This is a genomic window from Paraburkholderia phenazinium, assembly GCF_900142845.1.
Taxonomy (GTDB): Bacteria; Pseudomonadota; Gammaproteobacteria; order Burkholderiales; family Burkholderiaceae; genus Paraburkholderia; species Paraburkholderia phenazinium_A.
In genome coordinates this window covers 2,451,801-2,470,388 of the sequence record NZ_FSRU01000002.1, presented here as the reverse complement: position 1 = coordinate 2,470,388, position 18,588 = coordinate 2,451,801, and the positions used below count along the sequence as shown (strand labels likewise).

At 61.9% G+C, this 18,588-nt stretch carries 17 protein-coding genes; 7 read left to right on the top strand and 10 right to left on the bottom strand.

Annotated features, from left to right (window positions below; genetic code table 11):
• Positions 1-56: 56 nt before the first annotated feature.
• On the bottom strand, positions 57-542 hold the full coding sequence (locus BUS12_RS28015) for a YajQ family cyclic di-GMP-binding protein (RefSeq protein WP_074300623.1): 486 nt from the start codon (positions 540-542) through the stop codon (positions 57-59).
• Between the two features lie 173 nt (positions 543-715).
• On the opposite strand from BUS12_RS28015, the gene murB reads away from it, so the two are divergent.
• Positions 716-1,759, top strand: coding sequence for a UDP-N-acetylmuramate dehydrogenase (gene murB, locus BUS12_RS28010; RefSeq protein WP_074300622.1), 1,044 nt, complete (start codon positions 716-718; stop codon positions 1,757-1,759).
• Positions 1,760-1,921: 162 nt separating this feature from the next.
• Here murB and argF read toward each other — a convergent pair whose 3' ends face one another.
• From argF to BUS12_RS27995, 3 genes are all read right to left on the bottom strand, one after another.
• Positions 1,922-2,851: an ornithine carbamoyltransferase gene (argF, locus tag BUS12_RS28005; RefSeq protein ID WP_074300621.1), complete on the bottom strand. Its 930-nt coding sequence runs from the start codon at positions 2,849-2,851 to the stop codon at positions 1,922-1,924.
• 157 nt (positions 2,852-3,008) lie between these two features.
• Complete coding sequence (gene ltrA, locus BUS12_RS28000) at positions 3,009-4,709, bottom strand: group II intron reverse transcriptase/maturase (RefSeq protein WP_074300620.1); 1,701 nt, start codon at positions 4,707-4,709, stop codon at positions 3,009-3,011.
• 766 nt (positions 4,710-5,475) lie between these two features.
• Positions 5,476-5,667, bottom strand: coding sequence for a hypothetical protein (locus tag BUS12_RS27995; protein WP_074300619.1), 192 nt, complete (start codon positions 5,665-5,667; stop codon positions 5,476-5,478).
• A 586-nt stretch (positions 5,668-6,253) separates the two neighbouring features.
• Here BUS12_RS27995 and BUS12_RS27990 point away from each other — a divergent pair.
• Positions 6,254-6,595, top strand: coding sequence for a DUF3579 domain-containing protein (locus BUS12_RS27990; RefSeq protein ID WP_074300618.1), 342 nt, complete (start codon positions 6,254-6,256; stop codon positions 6,593-6,595).
• A gap of 258 nt (positions 6,596-6,853) precedes the next feature.
• Here the strand turns inward: BUS12_RS27990 and rpsT are convergent, their stop codons facing one another.
• Positions 6,854-7,132, bottom strand: coding sequence for a 30S ribosomal protein S20 (gene rpsT / locus BUS12_RS27985; RefSeq protein WP_074300617.1), 279 nt, complete (start codon positions 7,130-7,132; stop codon positions 6,854-6,856).
• Positions 7,133-7,580: 448 nt separating this feature from the next.
• Here rpsT and murJ point away from each other — a divergent pair, with 448 nt between their 5' ends.
• Together murJ and BUS12_RS27975 are read left to right on the top strand one after the other, a co-directional pair.
• Entirely contained in the window at positions 7,581-9,131 is a 1,551-nt protein-coding gene (gene murJ, locus BUS12_RS27980; RefSeq protein ID WP_074300616.1) for a murein biosynthesis integral membrane protein MurJ, read from the top strand.
• Positions 9,128-9,979 carry a SirB1 family protein gene (locus BUS12_RS27975; protein WP_074300615.1) on the top strand — a complete coding sequence of 284 codons (852 nt, stop codon included), beginning with the start codon at positions 9,128-9,130 and terminating at the stop codon, positions 9,977-9,979. Before murJ ends, BUS12_RS27975 begins: the two co-directional genes overlap by 4 nt.
• Positions 9,980-10,156: 177 nt before the next feature.
• On the opposite strand, the gene BUS12_RS27970 is transcribed toward BUS12_RS27975, so the two are convergent.
• The 5 genes from BUS12_RS27970 to lpxK all read right to left on the bottom strand — a co-directional run bounded on the left by BUS12_RS27970 (position 10,157) and on the right by lpxK (position 14,278).
• The gene (locus BUS12_RS27970; RefSeq protein WP_074300614.1) at positions 10,157-10,915 is read right to left on the bottom strand and encodes an SDR family NAD(P)-dependent oxidoreductase; all 759 of its coding nucleotides are present in this window, start codon (positions 10,913-10,915) and stop codon (positions 10,157-10,159) included.
• A gap of 324 nt (positions 10,916-11,239) precedes the next feature.
• Positions 11,240-11,905, bottom strand: a complete 666-nt coding sequence (adk, locus tag BUS12_RS27965; RefSeq protein WP_074300613.1) for an adenylate kinase — start codon at positions 11,903-11,905, stop codon at positions 11,240-11,242.
• Positions 11,906-12,135: 230 nt separating this feature from the next.
• Positions 12,136-12,945, bottom strand: coding sequence for a 3-deoxy-manno-octulosonate cytidylyltransferase (kdsB, locus tag BUS12_RS27960; protein ID WP_074300612.1), 810 nt, complete (start codon positions 12,943-12,945; stop codon positions 12,136-12,138).
• A 114-nt stretch (positions 12,946-13,059) separates the two neighbouring features.
• Positions 13,060-13,281, bottom strand: a complete 222-nt coding sequence (locus BUS12_RS27955) for a Trm112 family protein (RefSeq protein ID WP_074300611.1) — start codon at positions 13,279-13,281, stop codon at positions 13,060-13,062.
• Entirely contained in the window at positions 13,262-14,278 is a 1,017-nt protein-coding gene (gene lpxK / locus BUS12_RS27950) for a tetraacyldisaccharide 4'-kinase (RefSeq protein WP_074301748.1), read from the bottom strand. Before lpxK ends, BUS12_RS27955 begins: the two co-directional genes overlap by 20 nt.
• Before the next feature lie 521 nt (positions 14,279-14,799).
• Here lpxK and xseA point away from each other — a divergent pair.
• The 3 genes from xseA to BUS12_RS27935 all read left to right on the top strand — a co-directional run bounded on the left by xseA (position 14,800) and on the right by BUS12_RS27935 (position 18,484).
• On the top strand, positions 14,800-16,179 hold the full coding sequence (gene xseA / locus BUS12_RS27945; protein ID WP_074300610.1) for an exodeoxyribonuclease VII large subunit: 1,380 nt from the start codon (positions 14,800-14,802) through the stop codon (positions 16,177-16,179).
• 208 nt (positions 16,180-16,387) lie between these two features.
• The gene (locus tag BUS12_RS27940; RefSeq protein ID WP_074300609.1) at positions 16,388-16,966 is read left to right on the top strand and encodes a superoxide dismutase; all 579 of its coding nucleotides are present in this window, start codon (positions 16,388-16,390) and stop codon (positions 16,964-16,966) included.
• Positions 16,967-17,365: 399 nt separating this feature from the next.
• Positions 17,366-18,484, top strand: coding sequence for a porin (locus BUS12_RS27935; RefSeq protein WP_074300608.1), 1,119 nt, complete (start codon positions 17,366-17,368; stop codon positions 18,482-18,484).
• Positions 18,485-18,588 lie beyond the last annotated feature (104 nt).

The following is an 18,588-nucleotide window of genomic DNA, read 5'->3' as shown; positions in this document are numbered from 1 at the left end:
GCGGCGCGAATGCGCGCCGGCTTCACCCCCTCGCCTGAACGCCTTGGTCGCGCACCTTAGTCGCGGAAGTTGTTGAAGTCGAGCGGTGTATCCGTGACGTCCTTGCGCAGCAGCGCGATCACGCTTTGCAGGTCGTCGCGCTTGGTGCCGTTCACACGCACCGCGTCGCCCTGAATGCTCGCCTGCACCTTGATCTTGCTATCTTTCACGAGCCTGACGATTTTCTTCGCCAGATCGCCCGACACGCCTTTCTTCACGGTGACGACCTGCTTGACCTTGTCGCCGCCGATCTTCTCGATCTTGCCGTAGTCGAGGAAGCGCACGTCCACGTTGCGCTTGGCCATTTTCGACACCATCACGTCCTTGACCTGGCCGAGCTTGAAGTCGTCGTCGGCATACAGCGTCAATTCGTGTTCCTTGTGCTCGACCCGCGCGTCCGATCCCTTGAAGTCGAAGCGGGTTGAAATTTCCTTGTTGGACTGCTCGATCGCGTTCTTGACTTCGATCATGTTGGCTTCGCAGACGACGTCAAACGATGGCATTGCTCTCTCCCAATAGTGCGGCGGTGCGTGGCGCCGCCGGACGGCTGCGCACGACGCACTCGCTATAATCACGAACCGGACGTCATTTTACCGACGCCTTACTCTTTTGCCCAAGGCCGCTGCGGATGATCACCCGGCCTGCGGCAGACGGCCCTCACATTTCGATGTCCCCGATGTCCCACCAGCCCGACTCCACTTCTTTCCTCGCCGACTTTCGGCTGCAGGCGCACAACACGTTTGGTTTCGATGTCCGCGCGCGCCTGGCATGCCGCGTCGAGCACGAGGCGCAACTGCTGGCCGCCGTGCGCGACCCGCGTGCGGCGGGCCTGCGCCGTCTGGTGCTGGGCGGCGGCAGTAACGTTGTGCTGACCGGCGACTTCGACGGCCTCGTGCTGCTCGTCGCACTGCGCGGCCGCCGGCTCGCGCGCGAAGACGACGAAGCCTGGTACGTCGAAGCAGCCGCTGGCGAAAACTGGCACGAATTCGTGGCCTGGACCCTGGCGCAAGGGATGCCCGGACTCGAAAACCTCGCGCTGATCCCCGGTACGGTGGGCGCGGCGCCGATCCAGAACATCGGCGCTTATGGCCTGGAAATGTGCGAGCGCTTCGCGTCGCTGCGCGCGGTCGAACTAGCCACCGGCGAGGCGCGTGAACTCGACGCAGCCGCTTGCCGGTTCGGCTATCGCGACAGTTTTTTCAAGCGCGAAGGGCGTGACCGCTTTGTGATTACGTCGGTGACCTTTCGTTTGCCGAAGGCCTGGGTGCCGCGAGCGAGCTACGCGGACATCGCGCGGGAACTGGCCGCTGAGGGTCATGGTGACACATCGCCGGACGCGCAGGCGATTTTCGATGCCGTCGTCGCGGTACGGCGCGCGAAATTGCCCGATCCGGCGCAACTCGGCAATGCGGGTAGCTTCTTCAAGAATCCGGTGATCGACGCCGTGCAGTTCGACGCTTTGCAGCAGCGCGAGCCGGAGGTGGTGTCTTACCGGCAGCCGGACGGTGCGGTGAAGCTCGCCGCGGGTTGGCTGATCGACCGCTGTGGCTGGAAAGGGCGCGCCATGGGTGCGGCGGCCGTACATGAACGCCAGGCGCTGGTGCTGGTGAATCGCGGCGGGGCGAATGGTGCGGAGGTGCTTGCGCTGGCGCGGGCCATTCAGCACGACGTGCGCGAGCGGTTTGGTGTTGAACTGGAGGCGGAGCCGGTCTGTTTGTAGGCCAGTGCGCAGCACCGTGGCGCTTGACTTCGCTCACGCAAAATCAAGCGCCGACGGAATGCTCGTCGCCAACCTGCTTTCAGCGCATACGGCTCCGAGCGCGGCGCGTGCGTGGATGCCCGCCTCGTAATCGGGCCCCGTCGCGTCTCACGCAGACCTTGCTCAGTGGTTCAGCTTGCCGAGCAAGAGAAATTCCATCAAAGCCTTTTGCACATGCAGGCGGTTTTCCGCTTCGTCCCACACGACGCTTTGCGGTCCGTCGATCACTTCCGCGCTGACTTCCTCGCCACGGTGGGCCGGCAGACAGTGCATGAAGAGCGCATCGGAATTGGCGCGCGCCATCATCTCGGCATCCACGCACCAGTCGGCGAAGGCCTTCTTGCGCGCTTCGTTTTCCGCCTCGAAACCCATGCTGGTCCAGACATCTGTGGTGACCAGATCGGCGCCGGCGCAAGCCTCGTTCGGATCGTCAAATTCTTCGTAGAACGGGGCGCTTTCGGCTGCCACCATCGCACGGTCGAGCTTGTAGCCCGGCGGCGTGGACAGGCGCAGCTTGAAGCCGAGAATCTGCGCCGCTTCGATCCACGTGTAGAGCATATTGTTGGCGTCGCCGACCCATGCCACCGTCTTGTCGCGAATCGGACCGCGATGCTCGAAATACGTGAAGATGTCAGCCAGCACCTGGCACGGGTGATACTCGTTGGTGAGGCCGTTGATGACCGGCACCCGCGAATTCTCGGCAAAGCGCTTGAGGATGTCCTGACCGAACGTGCGGATCATGATGATGTCCACCATGCGCGAGATTACCTGCGCCGCGTCTTCGATCGGCTCGCCGCGGCCCAGTTGGGTGTCGCGCGTGCTCATGAAGACGGCATGGCCGCCGAGCTGGAAGATGCCCGCTTCGAACGACAGGCGCGTGCGCGTCGAGTTTTTCTCGAAGATCATCGCGAGCGTGCGGTCGTGCAGCGGATGGTAGGTCTCGTAGTTCTTGAACTTGCGCTTGAGAATGCGCGCGCGTTCGAGCACGTACTCGTAGTCTTCCAGCGAGAAATCGTTGAACTGCAGGTAGTGGCGAATTTTCTTGGCGGTCATGAAACAAATACGGCGGTCTCACCCGGCGAAATTGCCGGACGGCGCCGCCGTCGTTTGTGGTGGAGGGTAGCCCCCCTTCCTTACGGAAGAGGAGCCCCCTTGGAACCGGACTTGCGACTTTCACCGCATCCGGCTCGAGCCTATCGACGAAGCTCCCCTATTGGAGAACCGGCTTAGTTACAACAACATTCAGGTTATGCACTTGCTGGTGGCAATGCGGGTGCAGGAGAACACGATTAGACAGCGCGTCCGAGCCGCCATGCATCCGGTATTCCAGATGATGATCATGCCAACCCGTTTCCTCTGTCAACTCCGTGCCGCACAGCGCACACAATCCACCTTGAGACATATACAGCGTAACCCATTCGCGCCGGTACGACATGGATTGCTCCAGCCGCGCCTGTCGAAGTTGTTCGCCGTACTGTTCCCACTGCGGGTCGAAAGGATTGTATGCTCCCTTGACCTTCTTGTGCCGCTGAATCGGTGTACCGGTGATCTGGTACAGCTCCAGTAAGCCCTTACTGCCGTCATCTTTCACCACAGGAGCGGCGAACACCCAATTCCGCGCCCCAACCGAATGGAAATATTTCTTCCTGATCCAGTCGCGGTTCTTCTGCGGATGCCGCCGTTTCGACCACCGCCAGAGTCTCTGAAAAATCAGGTACTCCATGCGGCTGTACGTCGCCTTGGCTACCACGGGGCGGTGATACTGCGCCCAACCACGTAGCATCGGGTTCAGCAAGCGAATCAACTCCTCTTGCTTTACCGTCTTGTTGCCGCTAATCACTTCCACCACCTTGCGATAGAACGCTTGCGCGTTCTTCTTGCCCGGCTTGATAAGTAGCGTTCCCTGATACTTACGGAAATGCCACCCAAGGAAGTCGAAGCCGTGGTCAATATGGACGATCCGCGTCTTTTCCTCAGATAGTTGCAGCCCTCGTACAGCGAGGAATGCTTCGATCCAAGGTCGGACTTCAGTCTCCAGCACCTCTTGCGACGTGCCAGTTATCACAAAGTCGTCCGCGTACCTTACAACATTGACTTTTAGCTTCTTCGCCTTCGCGAGACCAAACTTTGCACCGAGGTGTTCGGCAAGTTCTCGTTCCAGTCCGTTCAGCGTCACGTTAGCCAACGTCGGGGAAATAATGCCCCCCTGCGGCGTACCGGCTTCAGTCGCCTGAAGCTGGCCCTTATAAATCAAGCCAGCGTTCAACCACTTCCGGAGGATCGCTTTGTCCATCAGGACGTGGCTTTCCAACCAGCCATGGTTGATATGGTCAAAGCAGCCCTTAATATCGGCCTCCAAAATCCAAGCAGCGGAAACCTTCTTGGACGTCGAGAGAAATATTTGGGCCATGGCATCGGCCGTCGAACGATTCTTCCGAAACCCATACGAGTTCGGATCGCTCGTCGTCTCCGCCACCGGCTCCAAGGCGAGTAAGTACAGAGCCTGCATCGCTCTGTCCAGCATGGTGGGGATGCCCAACGGGCGCATCTTTCCATTCGCCTTGGGGATAAAGACCCTCCGTAATGGCAGAGGCCTATATCCACGCCTTTTCAACCTACCGACAGCAAGCCATCGGCTTTCAGGCGTGTCCCATAGCTCGCGATCGACTCCAGCCGTTCGCTTGCCTTGGTTTTGCGTAACGCGTCGTACCGCCCACAACTTGGCGGACAACGTGCGGGTTAGCATCCGTTGCAGTGCCTTCACTCTGCGCCATTTGCCTTCCTGCGAAGCCTTCGCAATTCGAATCTGCATCCCTCTCACGTTCCTTTCAACCCGCTGCCAATCTACGGCGTGCCAGTTGTCCAGCGCGTGGGAAAGCGCAGATCCATCCTTCCGAATGGATACTTTCATGCTGCTCTCCTTCTCGAAAAATAAAAATCCCGAGCAGGAGAACGGAGTTGTCCCCTTGTGGGAGCCAACTTCGCTCCCACAAGGGAATCCAAATAGATGTCGGTGTACTGCAACCGACCCAGGTATCGAGTCAAAGGGTAGTCAGCCGTCTTGCGACGGTAGACCAGACGGAAGTCTGCCCGCTTTCGCGTGAGATAATGTTGCTACCTCTATCCGTACCATTACAGTTCGGCGTTCGCTTTTTCCGTCCTCCCATACCTGCACGGCCAACAGTGTTCCTTGCGGTTCACCTGCCAGAGACTTTCGTCCCCGGCAGCAGTACAGGCTTACCACGTTCCCTGTCTGTCACACGACTGGTTTAGGGCCTGCCTATTCCCCGGTGGTTGTAAACGACGACGTAACCCGACGAGTCAACGAGTTAGCCAACCACGTACCTTTTGGTCAGTGCCAGTAGCAGCTTCGGCACAACGCGTGCTTACGAGGTTTATCAGCAGTTCACATATGTTGCCCATGCCAGCCAGCCTAGCTCCTCAACCCCCTTGCTGCTGGGAGTCTTCAAGACAATACCTCACGGTTTCGCCTTGCCCGATGCCGGGGGCTACGTTGTCAGGAGAGCTTCACACCTCACCGTTGCCAGTGACGCATGTCTCCGTAGGCTACTGCTAGTCGCATAACAGGTTCGCTGCCTACCAATGAATACAGCCGGTAGGTTGAACAATGACAGACAGAGCTTTCGCTCGCGTCGTACATGAAAAGACGGGCAGTGTTACCCGATGAAATGCTTCGCCAAGCCAGCAGCCACCACGCTCGCAACCGCTAAGCCACCGACGAACCAACGAAGATCGTCGAGTCTTTTAGCAATACGACCGAGGTGAGCTCTCATCTCGACAAACCCATCCACAATGGATGCGATATCGCGACGGACTGCATTTACACCGTACTGGTCCCGCTTGTCCATGTTGACCACCTTTGTGAGACGGGAGACTGTCTCTCAGGGAACCCCAGACCGGCGAACCGATCTCACGGCCTATGTATAGACGTTAGAAGTCTACCAAGGGGACGAACCGTGACTTACTACGGGCGCTGAGATTGTTTAAGGAAAGCTCGGCCTTTCCAAAGGCTTGATTTTTAGAGAGGTTGTCTCCTCTACACGACTACTGCGAGCGTCGTGTCGCACAACTCGATGCAGCATAAAGGATTTTCACCCGTTTGACGAGCTAGCCGGACGGCAGGGCGGCGATTCCTGGACGAGCACAGGACGCGTAGGAGAGTTCTTGTGTGCGGTGCGGAAAGAGGCCCGCTGAGCTATAATCTCGGGGTTTCCCAAAAGCCCGGCAAGCAGGTTCCACGCTTGCTGGACACGGCTCGCGCGCCCGGAAGGCTTTCCTCGCGGTGCGCCGTCATGACGATTGCCGAGGTGGCCTTTGTCGGCACCGCGGCCCTTGGCGGCGAGGTCCGCGAGGTCGTGTACGACGTGTTCAGTTAGCCGTTCAGGCAGCCGCATTCGCTGGCATTGTGCTGGGCAGTCACACAGGTATCCCTACATGGCCGAATCAGCTCCAACCGAATATTTCATTCAGGGCATCACTTCGAACGGAAAGAAGTTTCGGCCGAGCGACTGGTCGGAGCGCCTCGCCGGGGTCATGTCCATGTTCGGGCCGGGTGTGAGAAAAGGGCCGAACGCCTACATGCAGTACTCGCTGTACGTCCGCCCTACGATGCTCGACGATCTCAAATGCGTCATCCTCGACTCGCGGCTGCGCGATATCGAGCCGATGGCCTTCGACTTCGTCATGAACTTCGCGAAAGACAATGATCTGCTGGTGACCGAGGCCTGCGAATTGCCGCCGGAGCACGGCACGCAACAGGCGCTGAAGGCGAAGTAACACAGAGCGTGCTATGCCGGCAGGCAGCCTGACTCAGCGGTGGCGAGGAAACTCGAGTCGCAGGGCAAATGGAAATGATGAAACCCGCAAAGAGCGGGTTTTTTTGTGCCCGGCTTTGTGCTCCGCGACCGGGCAGGTCTGCTGGGCGTGCGTAAGGCGCTTGCCTCGGACACAAAAGCAAACAAAAAAGCCCGCCGAAGCGGGCTTTCATGACGCAGCGGAAACAGGAGGTAGCCCACCGAAGCGGGCTGACCGGATTTACTGCGCTGCGGGCGCTTGCAGACCCTTGATGGCTGCAGCGAGGCGGCTCTTATGGCGAGCTGCCTTGTTCTTGTGAACGATTTTCTTGTCGGCGATGATGTCGATCGTCTTCGACGACGACAGGAAGATCTCAGCGGCCTTGGCCTTGTCGCCGGCGTCGATCGCCTTGCGAACAGCCTTGATAGCCGTGCGGAACTTCGAGCGCAGCGCCGAGTTGTGCGAGTTTGCTTTCGCGGCCTGACGGGCGCGCTTGCGTGCTTGTGCGGAGTTAGCCATGACGGTTCCTTATCCTGTTCCTGTTTCCAGTACCTGACCTTCAAGTGGCCGGGCGCTGCTTTTAGATCGAACCCTTGGAAGCGATTGCCCAAGAGCGCAAAAAGTGTCGAAATTACTGACGAATCTACTGATTCGCTACGCGAATCAGGCCCGTTTCAGCAGGCATTCAGAGGGTGCTTAGGGTACGCACCGGAGGCACACGAATGCTGTCCGAAAATTGATCGAGCGTCGAAACCGGCGATTATAGCAACAAAAACAGGCACGTGGCAAACGAAAATACGGGGTCCGGCGTGTGGGCGGCCCCGCCGGCCGTACGCCATTCCCCAGCGTGTGTCCCACAAAACGAAAGTTCGAGCGAAAGCCCGAGCGAACGTCTGGGCGACAAATCGGTCCGATTCGGGTCCCGGCTGATCGTCCGCACCTGCGGCACCCGTATAATAAGCGCCCCATGAATCTATTCCGAGCCCTGCTGACGGTCAGCGGCTTCACGCTGCTGTCGCGCGTGACCGGACTGGCCCGCGAAACGCTGATCGCCCGTGCGTTCGGCGCCAGCCAATTCACCGACGCGTTCTACGTCGCCTTTCGCATTCCCAACCTGCTGCGTCGCATTTCCGCGGAAGGTGCCTTCTCGCAGGCGTTCGTGCCGATTCTTGCCGAGTTCAAGAATCAGCAGGGACATGACGCGACCAAGGCGCTCGTCGACGCAACCTCGACGGTGCTCGCCTGGGCGCTGGCCATCCTGTCGCTGATCGGCGTGGTGGGGGCCTCCGGCGTGGTGTTCGTGGTGGCCTCGGGTCTGGCGCATGACGGCCAGGCGTATCCGCTCGCCGTCACGATGACGCGCATCATGTTCCCGTACATCGTGTTCATTTCGCTGACGTCGCTGGCGTCGGGCGTGCTGAATACTTACAAGAACTTTTCGCTGCCCGCTTTCGCGCCGGTGCTGCTGAACGTAGCGTTCATCGTCGCGGCCGTGTTCGTCGCGCCGCATATGAAGACACCGGTCTATGCGCTGGCCTGGGCGGTGATCGTCGGCGGCGTGCTGCAGTTCCTCGTGCAGTTGCCCGGCCTCAAGAAGATCGACATGGTGCCGCGCATCGGCTGGAACCCGGTGCGCGCGCTCGCGCATCGCGGCGTCAAGCGGGTGCTGTCGAAGATGGTGCCGGCCATGTTCGCGGTGTCGGTGGCGCAGATCAGTCTCATCATCAACACCAACATCGCGTCGCGCATCGGACCGGGGGCGGTCTCCTGGATCAACTACGCCGACCGGCTGATGGAGTTCCCCACCGCGCTGCTGGGCGTCGCGCTCGGCACGATCCTGCTGCCGAGCCTCTCCAAGGCCCACGTCGACGCCGATCCGCACGAGTATTCGTCGCTGCTCGACTGGGGGCTGCGGGTCACGTTTCTACTGGCCGCGCCCAGCGCGATTGCGCTGTTTTTCTTCGCCGAGCCGCTGACGGCCACGCTGTTCCACTACGGCAAGTTCGACGCCCATTCGGTCGTGATGGTCGGACGCGCGCTGGCGGCGTACGGCGTCGGCTTGATCGGGCTCATCCTCATCAAGATCCTCGCGCCGGGCTTCTATGCGAAGCAGGACATCAAGACGCCGGTCAAGATCGGCGTGGGTGTGCTGGTCGTCACGCAGTTGAGCAATTTCGTCTTTGTGCCGATCTTTGCGCATGCCGGCTTGACGCTGAGCGTTGGGCTCGGCGCCTGCATGAACGCGCTGCTGCTGTTTATCGGCTTGCGCCGGCGCGGCATCTATATGCCGTCGAGCGGCTGGCTGGTTTTCTTTGTGCAGATGATCGGCGCGTGCCTCGTCCTCGCGGGGGTGATGCACTGGTTTGCCATCAGCTTCGACTGGATCGGCTTGCATGCCCAACCGCTCGCGCGCATCGTATTGCTCGCAGCGTGCCTCGTTCTGTTTGCTGCGCTATATTTCGGTATGCTCTGGCTGATGGGCTTCAAGTACGCGTATTTCAGAAGGCGAGTGAAGTGATCACGACGACGCGGGTTCTCGACTATTTCAGCACGCTGGTCGCCGAAGACGACAGTCTGCCCCTGACCGAGGCAGCGCTGTCGCTTGCACAGGATGCTTATCCCGATCTCGATCTGCAAGGCACGCTCGCCGAGCTCGACGAGCTGGTGGTGCGCCTGCAGCGCCGCATGCCGGCCGACGCCGACATCAAGCAGAAGGTCGGCATTCTGAACCGCTTTTTCTTCCGCGAGCTGGGCTTCGGCAGCAACCTCAACGATTACTACGACCCCGACAACAGCCATCTGAACGTCGTCCTCAAACGGCGCCGCGGCATTCCCATTTCGCTCGCGGTACTGTATCTGGAGATGGCCGAGCAGATCGGCATTCCTGTGCGCGGCGTGTCGTTTCCCGGGCACTTCCTGCTGCGCGTGACCACGCCCGATGGCGACGTGATGCTCGATCCGACCACGGGGCATTCGCTGTCGGAGTCGGAGATGGTGGAGATGCTCGAGCCGTATGTGGCGTCGGCGGGCGAGTCGGTGAGCCGCGCCTTGCGGATGCTGCTGCAACCGGCCACGCGCCGCGAGATCATCGCGCGGATGCTGGGGACTCTGAAGTCCACCTATCTTCAGACGGAACGCTGGCAGCGCTTGCTGGCCGTTCAGCAGCGTCTCGTGATTCTGCTGCCGGAGAGCATCGAGGAAATCCGCGACCGCGGTTTCGCTTATGCGCGGCTCGATTATCTGCGTCCGGCGCTTGAAGATCTCGAACGCTACCTCGGCGATCGGCCTGACGCTGACGATGCAACGGTCGTCGAATCGCAGTTGCACGAGTTGCGGCAGCGCACGCAGCATAACGATCGCGATTGAGGCGGTTTTGCCGGCGTGGCGACGCACCTGGTGCGCGGCCGCTGCGGCCAACCGGCTCCGGTTAGCTCATACGAAAGACCCAAAGTAAAACGCCTGCGACGCGCATCGAGCGCACTGCAGGCGTTTTACTTTACTTTGGGCAGTGCGTGGACGATGCATCCTGCCCAGCAAGCCGTATTACTTCGGCTGCATCCGGATCGCACCGTCCAGACGGATCACTTCGCCATTGAGCATCGGGTTGTCGAAGATCTGCTTGGCCAGCATGGCGTACTCGCCTGGTTTGCCGAGGCGCGGCGGGAACGGCACCATCGCACCGAGGGCATCCTGCACCTCCTGCGGCATGCCGAGCAGCATCGGCGTTTCGAAGATGCCCGGTGCAATCGTCATCACACGAATGGCGTTGCGCGACAGATCGCGTGCGATCGGCAGCGTCATGCCCACCACGCCGCTCTTCGATGCCGCGTACGCGGCCTGGCCGATCTGGCCGTCGAACGCCGCGACCGATGCCGTGTTGATGATCACGCCGCGCTCGCCCAGCGCGTTCGGCGCGTTCTTCGCCATTGCCGCCGCGGCGAGGCGGATCATGTTGAAAGTGCCGATCAGGTTGATCGAGATCGTGCGCGTGAACGACTCGAGCGGATGCGGCCCGTCCTTGCCGACGGTCTTGATGGCCGGCGCCACGCCCGCGCAGTTGATGAGGCCGCGCAGCGTGCCGAGTTTGACGGCGGCATCGACGGCCTGGATGGCGTCTTCCTCGCGGCTCACATCGCACTTGACGAACACGCCGCCCAACTCCTGGGCGAGCGCTACGCCGGCGTCCTGATTGAGGTCGGCCACCACGATCTTGCCGCCTTCCGAGGCGAACAGGCGCGCAGTTGCCGCGCCGAGACCGGATGCACCGCCGGTGATCAGGAATACATTGTCACGAATCTCCATGTCTTCTCCTTTGCTTCAGTTCGGTAATCGTCACGATCGAATATCTTTTCGATAGTCGATTGTAACGGCTGTGCTGCAGCGCGGAAAGCGAAAGGGCAGGGTGGCTGCACCGGCGTGGTGCGTTGGGAGAACGCCCGGTTTGATTCGGATAACTGAGTAAATGAAGCGTGGCGTACACGCGGCTACGGAACCGGCGAGATACGGAAATGCGGGACATGCCGAGTATCTGCCGCTGGAATAAAAAACCCGCCCATGCGGGCGGGTTGTCTGATTGACGAGCGGCAGCGCCAGTCGACGTGCCGCTTGTCATTCATGCCATCTTGCTTACTTCAGCGCATCGAACACGCGTGCGCGGATCTCATCCACGCTGCCGAGGCCGGAAATCGCGCGATACTGCGGCGCCTTCAGGCTGCTCGATGCATCGCCGTTCTTCGCCCACGTGGTGTAGTACTCGATCAGCGGCTTGGTTTGCGCCTCATACACGTCGAGGCGCTTCTTGACGGTTTCTTCCTTGTCGTCGACACGCTGGATCAGCGGTTCGCCCGTGACGTCGTCGACATTCTCGACCTTCGGCGGGTTGAACTTGACGTGATACGTACGGCCCGATGCAGCGTGCACGCGGCGGCCGCTCATCCGCACGATGATCTCGTCGAACGGCACGTCGATTTCCAGCACGTAGTCGATCGCGACGCCTGCATGCTTCATGGCTTCCGCTTGCGGCAGCGTGCGCGGGAAACCGTCGAACAGATAGCCGTTCGCGCAGTCCGCTTCCTTCAGGCGTTCCTTGACGAGGTTGATGATCAGCTCGTCCGACACCAGTTCGCCGGCATCCATAAAACGTTTCGCTTCAATGCCGAGCGGCGAGCCAGCCTTGACGGCCGCACGCAGCATGTCGCCGGTGGAAATTTGCGGAATGCCGAACTTCTCTTTGATGAAGGTCGCCTGAGTGCCCTTGCCCGCTCCGGGAGCACCCAACAGGATCAAACGCATGTGATATCTCCAGATCTATGTGAATTCTTTCGCGGCGCGACGCTTTAAAGCTCTTGCGAGCTTATCTGCACGTTGGGTTCAGGGGGCCTGCATCGAACTGGCCGCCATGCGCCTTGCGCTGCACGTCGAGGAGGACGGCGCTGCAAGGGGGCTAGCGGGACGACCGGGCAAACCCTGACGAACGATCATTGCAGATGGTGCGCACAACCGTTTGATTATGCCATGGGTTTTTACGCCGACGGACCGAATAACGACCTTACGCGGGCGAGATCGGCGGGCGTGTCGACGCCCGGCAGCGGGACTTCCGGCGTGACGAGGACGGCGATCCGCTCGCCGTGCCACATGGCGCGCAACTGCTCGAGCGCTTCGACCTGTTCGATCGGCGAGTGCGTGAGGCTCGGGTACGAGCGCAGAAACTTTGCACGGTATGCATACAGGCCGATATGCCGGTAGACCGTTGCCGGCGCAGGCGGCGCGGGCATGGCGGCGATGTTCGGCCAGTGCGGCTGATAGGCGTCGCGGGCCCACGGAATCGGGGCGCGCGAGAAGTACAGCGCGACGCCGCGCGCATCGAGGACGACCTTCACGACGTTCGGGTTGAAGATCTCGGCGGGGTCGGTGATCGGATGCGCGGCGGTGGCGATGGCGCAGCCGTGGCTTGCCGCGAGGTGCGACGCAACGCCGCACACCAGCGCCGGATCGATGAGCGGTTCGTCGCCCTGCACGTTGACCACGATCGTGTCGTCGCTCCAGCCGAAATGCGCGGCGACTTCCGCGAGACGGTCGGTGCCCGACGGATGGTCGGCGCGCGTGAGCATCGCTTCGATACCGTGTTCGCGGGCAACGTCGAGCACCGATTGCGCATCCGATGCAATCAGCACGTGCTGCGCGCCCGAGGCGAGTGCGCGTTCTGCGACGCGCACGACCATCGGCTTGCCGCCGATGTCAGCCAGCGGCTTGTTGGGCAGACGGGTCGAGGCCAGCCGCGCCGGAACGACGGCGATGAAGGGCGGGGTGGCGGGGGCAGTGGCTTGGGTCATCGGAAGGGCGGTGGCTGGACCGGAACAGGGCGCGCGCAAGCGTGGCGCGCCGGCGAAAGCGAATGAGGCGACGGACAGGCCCTCAGCGCAGATTGCCGTGAGGGCCTCGCGGCCTTACGCGCCGGGCGTGGGTTGGCCCGCCCCGGGATTCAGCGGCTCGACCGGCGTGCCTTCGACCGTTTGACGGGCTTCGTCCACCAGCATCACGGGAATGCCGTCGCGGATCGGATAGGCCAGCTTGTCTGCGTTGCAGATGAGTTCCTGCGCCGGACGATCGTAGCTGAGCGGGCCCTTGCAGATCGGGCAGACGAGAATTTCAAGCAGGCGAGCGTCCACGGAGTTTCTCCACAACTAATTCAATGAGGCGATGATCGAGCGCGGCTTCAACCGGGACCACCCAGATGCGCGCATCGTGCCAGGACCCCAATTTTACCGCATCCTTTTCGGTGATCAGGATTGCGTCGGCATCGACGTCCGCGAATGGATTGCTGCTGAACGCGTAGTGATCGGGCAGCGCGCGGGTGTCGGGCGTCAGGCCTGCCGCGCGCAGCGTCGCGAAAAAGCGCTCCGGCGCACCGATGCCGGCCGCGGCCAGCACGCGATCGCCGCTGAACTGGGCGAGCGGACGGCGCAACGACGGGTTGCCGAGATGCCACGCGTCGCCGGGCGTGAGGGTGAGCGCGAAGCTGTTCGGCCACGGCGGTAAGGTGCGGTCGTAGGGGTTGTTGATCAGCGTCGCGTCGCGGTGGCGCGAGAGCGGCTCGCGCAGCGGGCCGGCCGGCAGCAGGAAACCGTTGCCGCCGAGGCGATGGTCGAACACCACGATTTCGGCGTTGCGCGCGAGGCGGTAATGCTGCAGGCCGTCGTCGCTGACGATCACGTCGACTTCGCGATGCGCGGCGCACAGCGCCTGCGCGGCCGCCACGCGATCCGGACAGACCCACACCGGCGCGCCGGTGCGGCGGGCGATCAGCAACGGCTCGTCGCCACCATCCTGCGGCGACGAGGCCGGCGTGACGGCAGTCGGCCGGCCGACGCGCGCGCCATAGCCGCGCGAGACGACGCCGGGATGGAAGCCGGCGCCACGCAGCGCTTCGACAAGCGCGATCACGGTGGGCGTCTTGCCGGTGCCGCCGACCGTCACATTGCCGACCACCACCACCGGCACGCCGACGCTCACCCGCTTGAGCCAGCCGAGCGAAAAGGCGGCGCGCCGCGCGGCGGCGATCGTGCCGAATACGCAGGCGAATGGCAGCAGTGCCCAGGCGAGCGGGCCGCGCTGTTGCCACTCGCGGGCGAGGCGCGTTTCGATTTGGGCTTTGACGTCGCTCATGCGACCGACACCGGCGTGCGCAGCAACGTCGGCGCCGATTCGGATGAAGACGACGTGATGCACGGGGCAAGTACCAACGCGTTTCTCCAGGCAAAACCAGCAAAACAGAAAGGCAAGCCGTGGCGGCGAGCAGACGACCCCACGCGGCTCATGATGCCCTTAAACCCGGCACTCTAGCGTGCGGGTGTCGTGCGCGGCAAGTCGCGAGGGTCGCACACGGGCGCGCGGGCGCAGCAACTGAGGTCTCGGCAGCCTGTGGATAACTTTGTGGAGAACCCGGTATCGGCGAGGCTGGAAAGGCCGTTCTGCGCGGCTCCTGTCGGCATACATTGGTATTAATGGGATATAAAGTCTATATAAATCAACAGCTTGATTCGATGCCACTGGGCTCCGCGCGTCCCTTGACAGCACTCCGAAAGCTTCTCCTGGCATGTGGACACTTTTAACAATTGGTACGACGCGCTGGACGTGGATGGCCGCTCGGTCTATCGTCTGTCCGGCCTGTCATCCCTATTCCTCGCATGAACTCCGAAAGTCCTTTTTCGTCCTCGGCCACCTCCGGCGGCGACGTCGTCGTGCCGGTGTCGGCGCTCAACCGCGCCATTGGCACGATGCTCGAACGCTCGTTTCCGCTCGTCTGGGTGGCGGGGGAAGTGTCGAACTTCACCCGCGCGGCCAGCGGCCACTGGTATTTCTCGATCAAGGACGCGCAGGCGCAGATGCGTTGCGTGATGTTTCGCGGCCGCGCGCAGCACGCCGAGTTCACGCCGCGCGAAGGCGACCGGATCGAAGTGCGTGCGCTCGTCACGATGTATGAGCCGCGCGGCGAACTGCAGCTCAATGTCGAAGCGGTGCGCCGTACCGGGCAAGGTCGGCTTTACGAAGCGTTTCTGAAACTCAAGGCGCAACTCGAAGCAGAGGGGCTTTTTGCCGCCGAGCGCAAGCGGCCGTTGCCCGCCCATCCGCGCTCGATCGGCATTGTCACGTCATTGCAGGCCGCCGCGTTGCGCGACGTGCTGACCACGCTGCAACGGCGTGCCCCGCATATTCCGGTGATCGTCTACCCGGCGCCCGTGCAAGGCGTGGGCGTGAGCGCGAAACTCGCGGCGATGGTCGAAACGGCGAATGCGCGGCGCGAGATCGATGTGCTGATCGTGTGCCGCGGCGGTGGTTCGATCGAAGACCTGTGGGCCTTCAACGAAGAAGTGCTGGCGCGCGCGATTGCCGAAAGCCGGGTGCCGGTGGTGAGCGGCGTCGGTCACGAAACCGATTTCACGATTGCCGACTTCGCCGCCGACGTCCGTGCCCCGACGCCCACCGGTGCCGCCGAACTGGTCAGTCCGCAACGCGCGCTGTTGCTGCGCGATCTCGATCACCGTCACGCCACCTTGGCCCGCGGCTTTGGCCGCATGATGGAGCGGCGCGGGCAACAGCTCGACTGGCTTGCGCGCCGGCTTGTCTCACCGTCCGAGCGGCTCGCGCGGCAACGCACGCATCTGCAGCAACTCAGCGTGCGGCTCGCTTCGGCGGGTGCGCGTCCGGTGCGTGATGCCCGAGCGCGGTTTTCGCTGCTGCAGATGCGCTGGCAACGCTGGCGTCCGGACCTCGCCGCTCATCGCGCCGCAGTGAATACGCTGGCGCAGCGGCTGGACGACGCGGTGCTGCGCCAGCATGAACGCCAGACCGCTCGTGTGACGACGCTCGCCGCGCGCCTCGAAGTGCTGAGTCCGCAGCGCACGCTCGAGCGCGGCTATGCGGCCTTGCTCGACGCGAACAACGGCCGTGCGGTGCGCGCGCCGGCCTCGCTGAAGCCCGGGCGGCATCTCACCGTGCATCTTGCCGAAGGCGCTGCCGACATCACGCTGGCCGACGTGCAGGCACGTCTGGCGGACGGCTTCTGATACGTGCCCCGGGCTCCGGCCCGGGTCGTACATTTGACCGTGGCAAGGGCATTGCGCGAGCACTAATTACGTTATTTGGGCGGGTTTTCTGCGCATGCCAGACATAAAGTCCGTTGGTTTGCGGGGTTATTCCAACTCGCCTACAATCGAGTGCTCTACAGCGTTATCCTCAGACTGACCCCCCACAAACAGATAGAAGGAAAGCACCATGGAACATACGCTCCCGCCGCTGCCGTTTGCAAAAAACGCCCTCGTCCCGAACATGTCGGAAGAGACGCTTGAGTATCACTACGGCAAGCATCACCAGACCTATGTGACCAACCTGAACAATCTGATCAAGGGCACGGAGTTCGAGAACCTGTCGCTTGAAGAGATCGTCAAGAAGGCAACCGGCGGCCTCTTCAACAATGCTGCACAAGTGTGGAATCACACGTTCTTCTGGAACAGCCTGTCGCCGCAAGGTGGCGGCGCACCGAAGGGCGCGCTCGGCGACGCGATCAACGCGAAGTGGGGCTCCTACGACAAGTTCAAGGAAGAGTTCGCCAAGACCGCAGTCGGCACGTTCGGCTCGGGCTGGGCATGGCTCGTGAAGAAGGCAGACGGCTCGCTCGACCTCGTGTCGACCAGCAACGCTGCTACGCCGCTGACCACGGACGCGAAGGCACTGCTGACGATCGACGTGTGGGAACACGCGTACTACATCGACTATCGCAATGCTCGTCCGAAGTTCGTCGAAGCGTACTGGAACATCGTGAACTGGGCTTTTGCCGAGAAGAATTTCGCGTAAGGTTTGAAGCGGCTCCATCTGAACGAGGGGCCGCAGTAGCGTTTGAAAATAGCCGTGACAATGAAGGCCCTCCAATGCGAGGGCCTTCTGCTTTTTCAGCGCCGAGCGGCGACGAAGCCGCTCGCTTTGCATGGCCATCCTCGGCCCGCGCTGCCATGCGCATTCCGCAACCTCCTCATGAAAATAATGCAATGGCTTTATGGCGCCAGTTGACTTCAAATTGGTACGGTCATTCTATTTTCCGCCCTGCTCGGCGCCCTTGCCGGACCCGGCACGCAGGATCTGGGAGAACGATCGCGCACATTGCCTTCATGCGGTGTGCTGGAGACAGCGGTCGGGTGGTATCGCAGCGATGCAATCAAGTCCGCAGCAAGCGGCTATCAAAAAGAGGAGACATGCATGCGTTTGATCAGTCAGGGTATTTGCGGGGCCACGCTGGTGCTTGCCGCAGGCAGTGCAGCGGCGGCTGATTCGAGTGTGACGTTGTACGGTGTGGCCGACACCTTCGTCCAATACCTCGACAATGGCGGTAATCATTCGTTTTCCGAACGAAGTGGCGGCGCCACCGGCTCGCAGTTCGGCCTCAAGGGCAACGAGGATCTGGGCGGTGGCCTCGCCGCGCAGTTCGACGTTGAGACCGGCTTTAACATCAACAACGGCACCTTGTTCGCCGATACGTCGACGCTGTTCTACCGGCAAGCCTGGGTTGGCCTGAACGATTCGAAGTACGGCTCGCTGACGATGGGCCGCCAGTACGAGCCCAGCTTCCGGGTGGTGTACCCGACCGATCCTTACCGCGCGAACGAGGTCCTGTCACCGTTCTCCGCGGCCGTGCTCGCTGTCGACAAGAAAACGCTCTCGACACAGTACGACTCCGGCCGCGCCAGCAACTCGATCCTCTACCAATCGCCGAACCTGGGCGGCCTGCAGCTTTACGGCATGTATGCGTTCGCGGCCACCGTCACGCAGCCGGTGCCGGCGACCACCGGCAATATGCTGAACCTGGGCGCGAGCTATTCGGGCTACGGCCTGTATGCGGGCGTCGCCTACGTGAATCAGCATCCGGGGCAGGAGACCATTGCCGGTCTGCCGACTGCGCTGAGTCTGCTCGGCACCGAGCACTTCATCGGCGCGCTCGCGTACCGCGTGGGGATCGTGAACTTCCAGTTCAACTACTCGTATCAACGTGCGCAGGACCCGTCTGCGCGGTCCCTGGCGGCGGTGCTCGGCACAGCGCATTCGCTTAGCATCGCCGAGCTGGGCGCGACGATCCAGGCAACGGCCGCGGATACGATCGAGATCGCAGGGGTCCAGCGCAGCGTGCGTGGCGCGCATGACAATGCGCCGGGTATCCAGATCGGCGCCGATCATTCGATCTCCAAACGCACGAGCTTCTATGTTCGCGCCGGCTACATCAAGAATAACGGCAGCGCGACGGTAAGCTGGCCCGGCGACACGGTGAGCGAGCCAGACACCAAGCAGGTTCTGGCGACGGTGGGCATGACGCATCGCTTCTGAGCGGTCGCGTCGAACGGCGGTTCGCTTGAGGCGTGCGCACGTGTTGTTTCGCGTGCGCTCTCATGCCGTGTGAGCCGGCCCGTGCTGCGGTCGTGTGGCTTCGA

Excerpts from the sequence above, each read along its gene's own strand:
- BUS12_RS28015 (WP_074300623.1), bottom strand. The coding sequence starts at position 542 with ATGCCATCGTTTGACGTCGTCTGCGAAGCCAACATGATCGAAGTCAAG.
- murB (WP_074300622.1), top strand. The coding sequence starts at position 716 with ATGTCCCACCAGCCCGACTCCACTTCTTTCCTCGCCGACTTTCGGCTG.
- argF (WP_074300621.1), bottom strand. The coding sequence starts at position 2,851 with ATGACCGCCAAGAAAATTCGCCACTACCTGCAGTTCAACGATTTCTCG.
- ltrA (WP_074300620.1), bottom strand. The coding sequence starts at position 4,709 with ATGAAAGTATCCATTCGGAAGGATGGATCTGCGCTTTCCCACGCGCTG.
- BUS12_RS27995 (WP_074300619.1), bottom strand. The coding sequence starts at position 5,667 with ATGGACAAGCGGGACCAGTACGGTGTAAATGCAGTCCGTCGCGATATC.
- BUS12_RS27990 (WP_074300618.1), top strand. The coding sequence starts at position 6,254 with ATGGCCGAATCAGCTCCAACCGAATATTTCATTCAGGGCATCACTTCG.
- rpsT (WP_074300617.1), bottom strand. The coding sequence starts at position 7,132 with ATGGCTAACTCCGCACAAGCACGCAAGCGCGCCCGTCAGGCCGCGAAA.
- murJ (WP_074300616.1), top strand. The coding sequence starts at position 7,581 with ATGAATCTATTCCGAGCCCTGCTGACGGTCAGCGGCTTCACGCTGCTG.
- BUS12_RS27970 (WP_074300614.1), bottom strand. The coding sequence starts at position 10,915 with ATGGAGATTCGTGACAATGTATTCCTGATCACCGGCGGTGCATCCGGT.
- adk (WP_074300613.1), bottom strand. The coding sequence starts at position 11,905 with ATGCGTTTGATCCTGTTGGGTGCTCCCGGAGCGGGCAAGGGCACTCAG.
- kdsB (WP_074300612.1), bottom strand. The coding sequence starts at position 12,945 with ATGACCCAAGCCACTGCCCCCGCCACCCCGCCCTTCATCGCCGTCGTT.
- lpxK (WP_074301748.1), bottom strand. The coding sequence starts at position 14,278 with ATGAGCGACGTCAAAGCCCAAATCGAAACGCGCCTCGCCCGCGAGTGG.
- xseA (WP_074300610.1), top strand. The coding sequence starts at position 14,800 with ATGAACTCCGAAAGTCCTTTTTCGTCCTCGGCCACCTCCGGCGGCGAC.
- BUS12_RS27940 (WP_074300609.1), top strand. The coding sequence starts at position 16,388 with ATGGAACATACGCTCCCGCCGCTGCCGTTTGCAAAAAACGCCCTCGTC.
- BUS12_RS27935 (WP_074300608.1), top strand. The coding sequence starts at position 17,366 with ATGCGTTTGATCAGTCAGGGTATTTGCGGGGCCACGCTGGTGCTTGCC.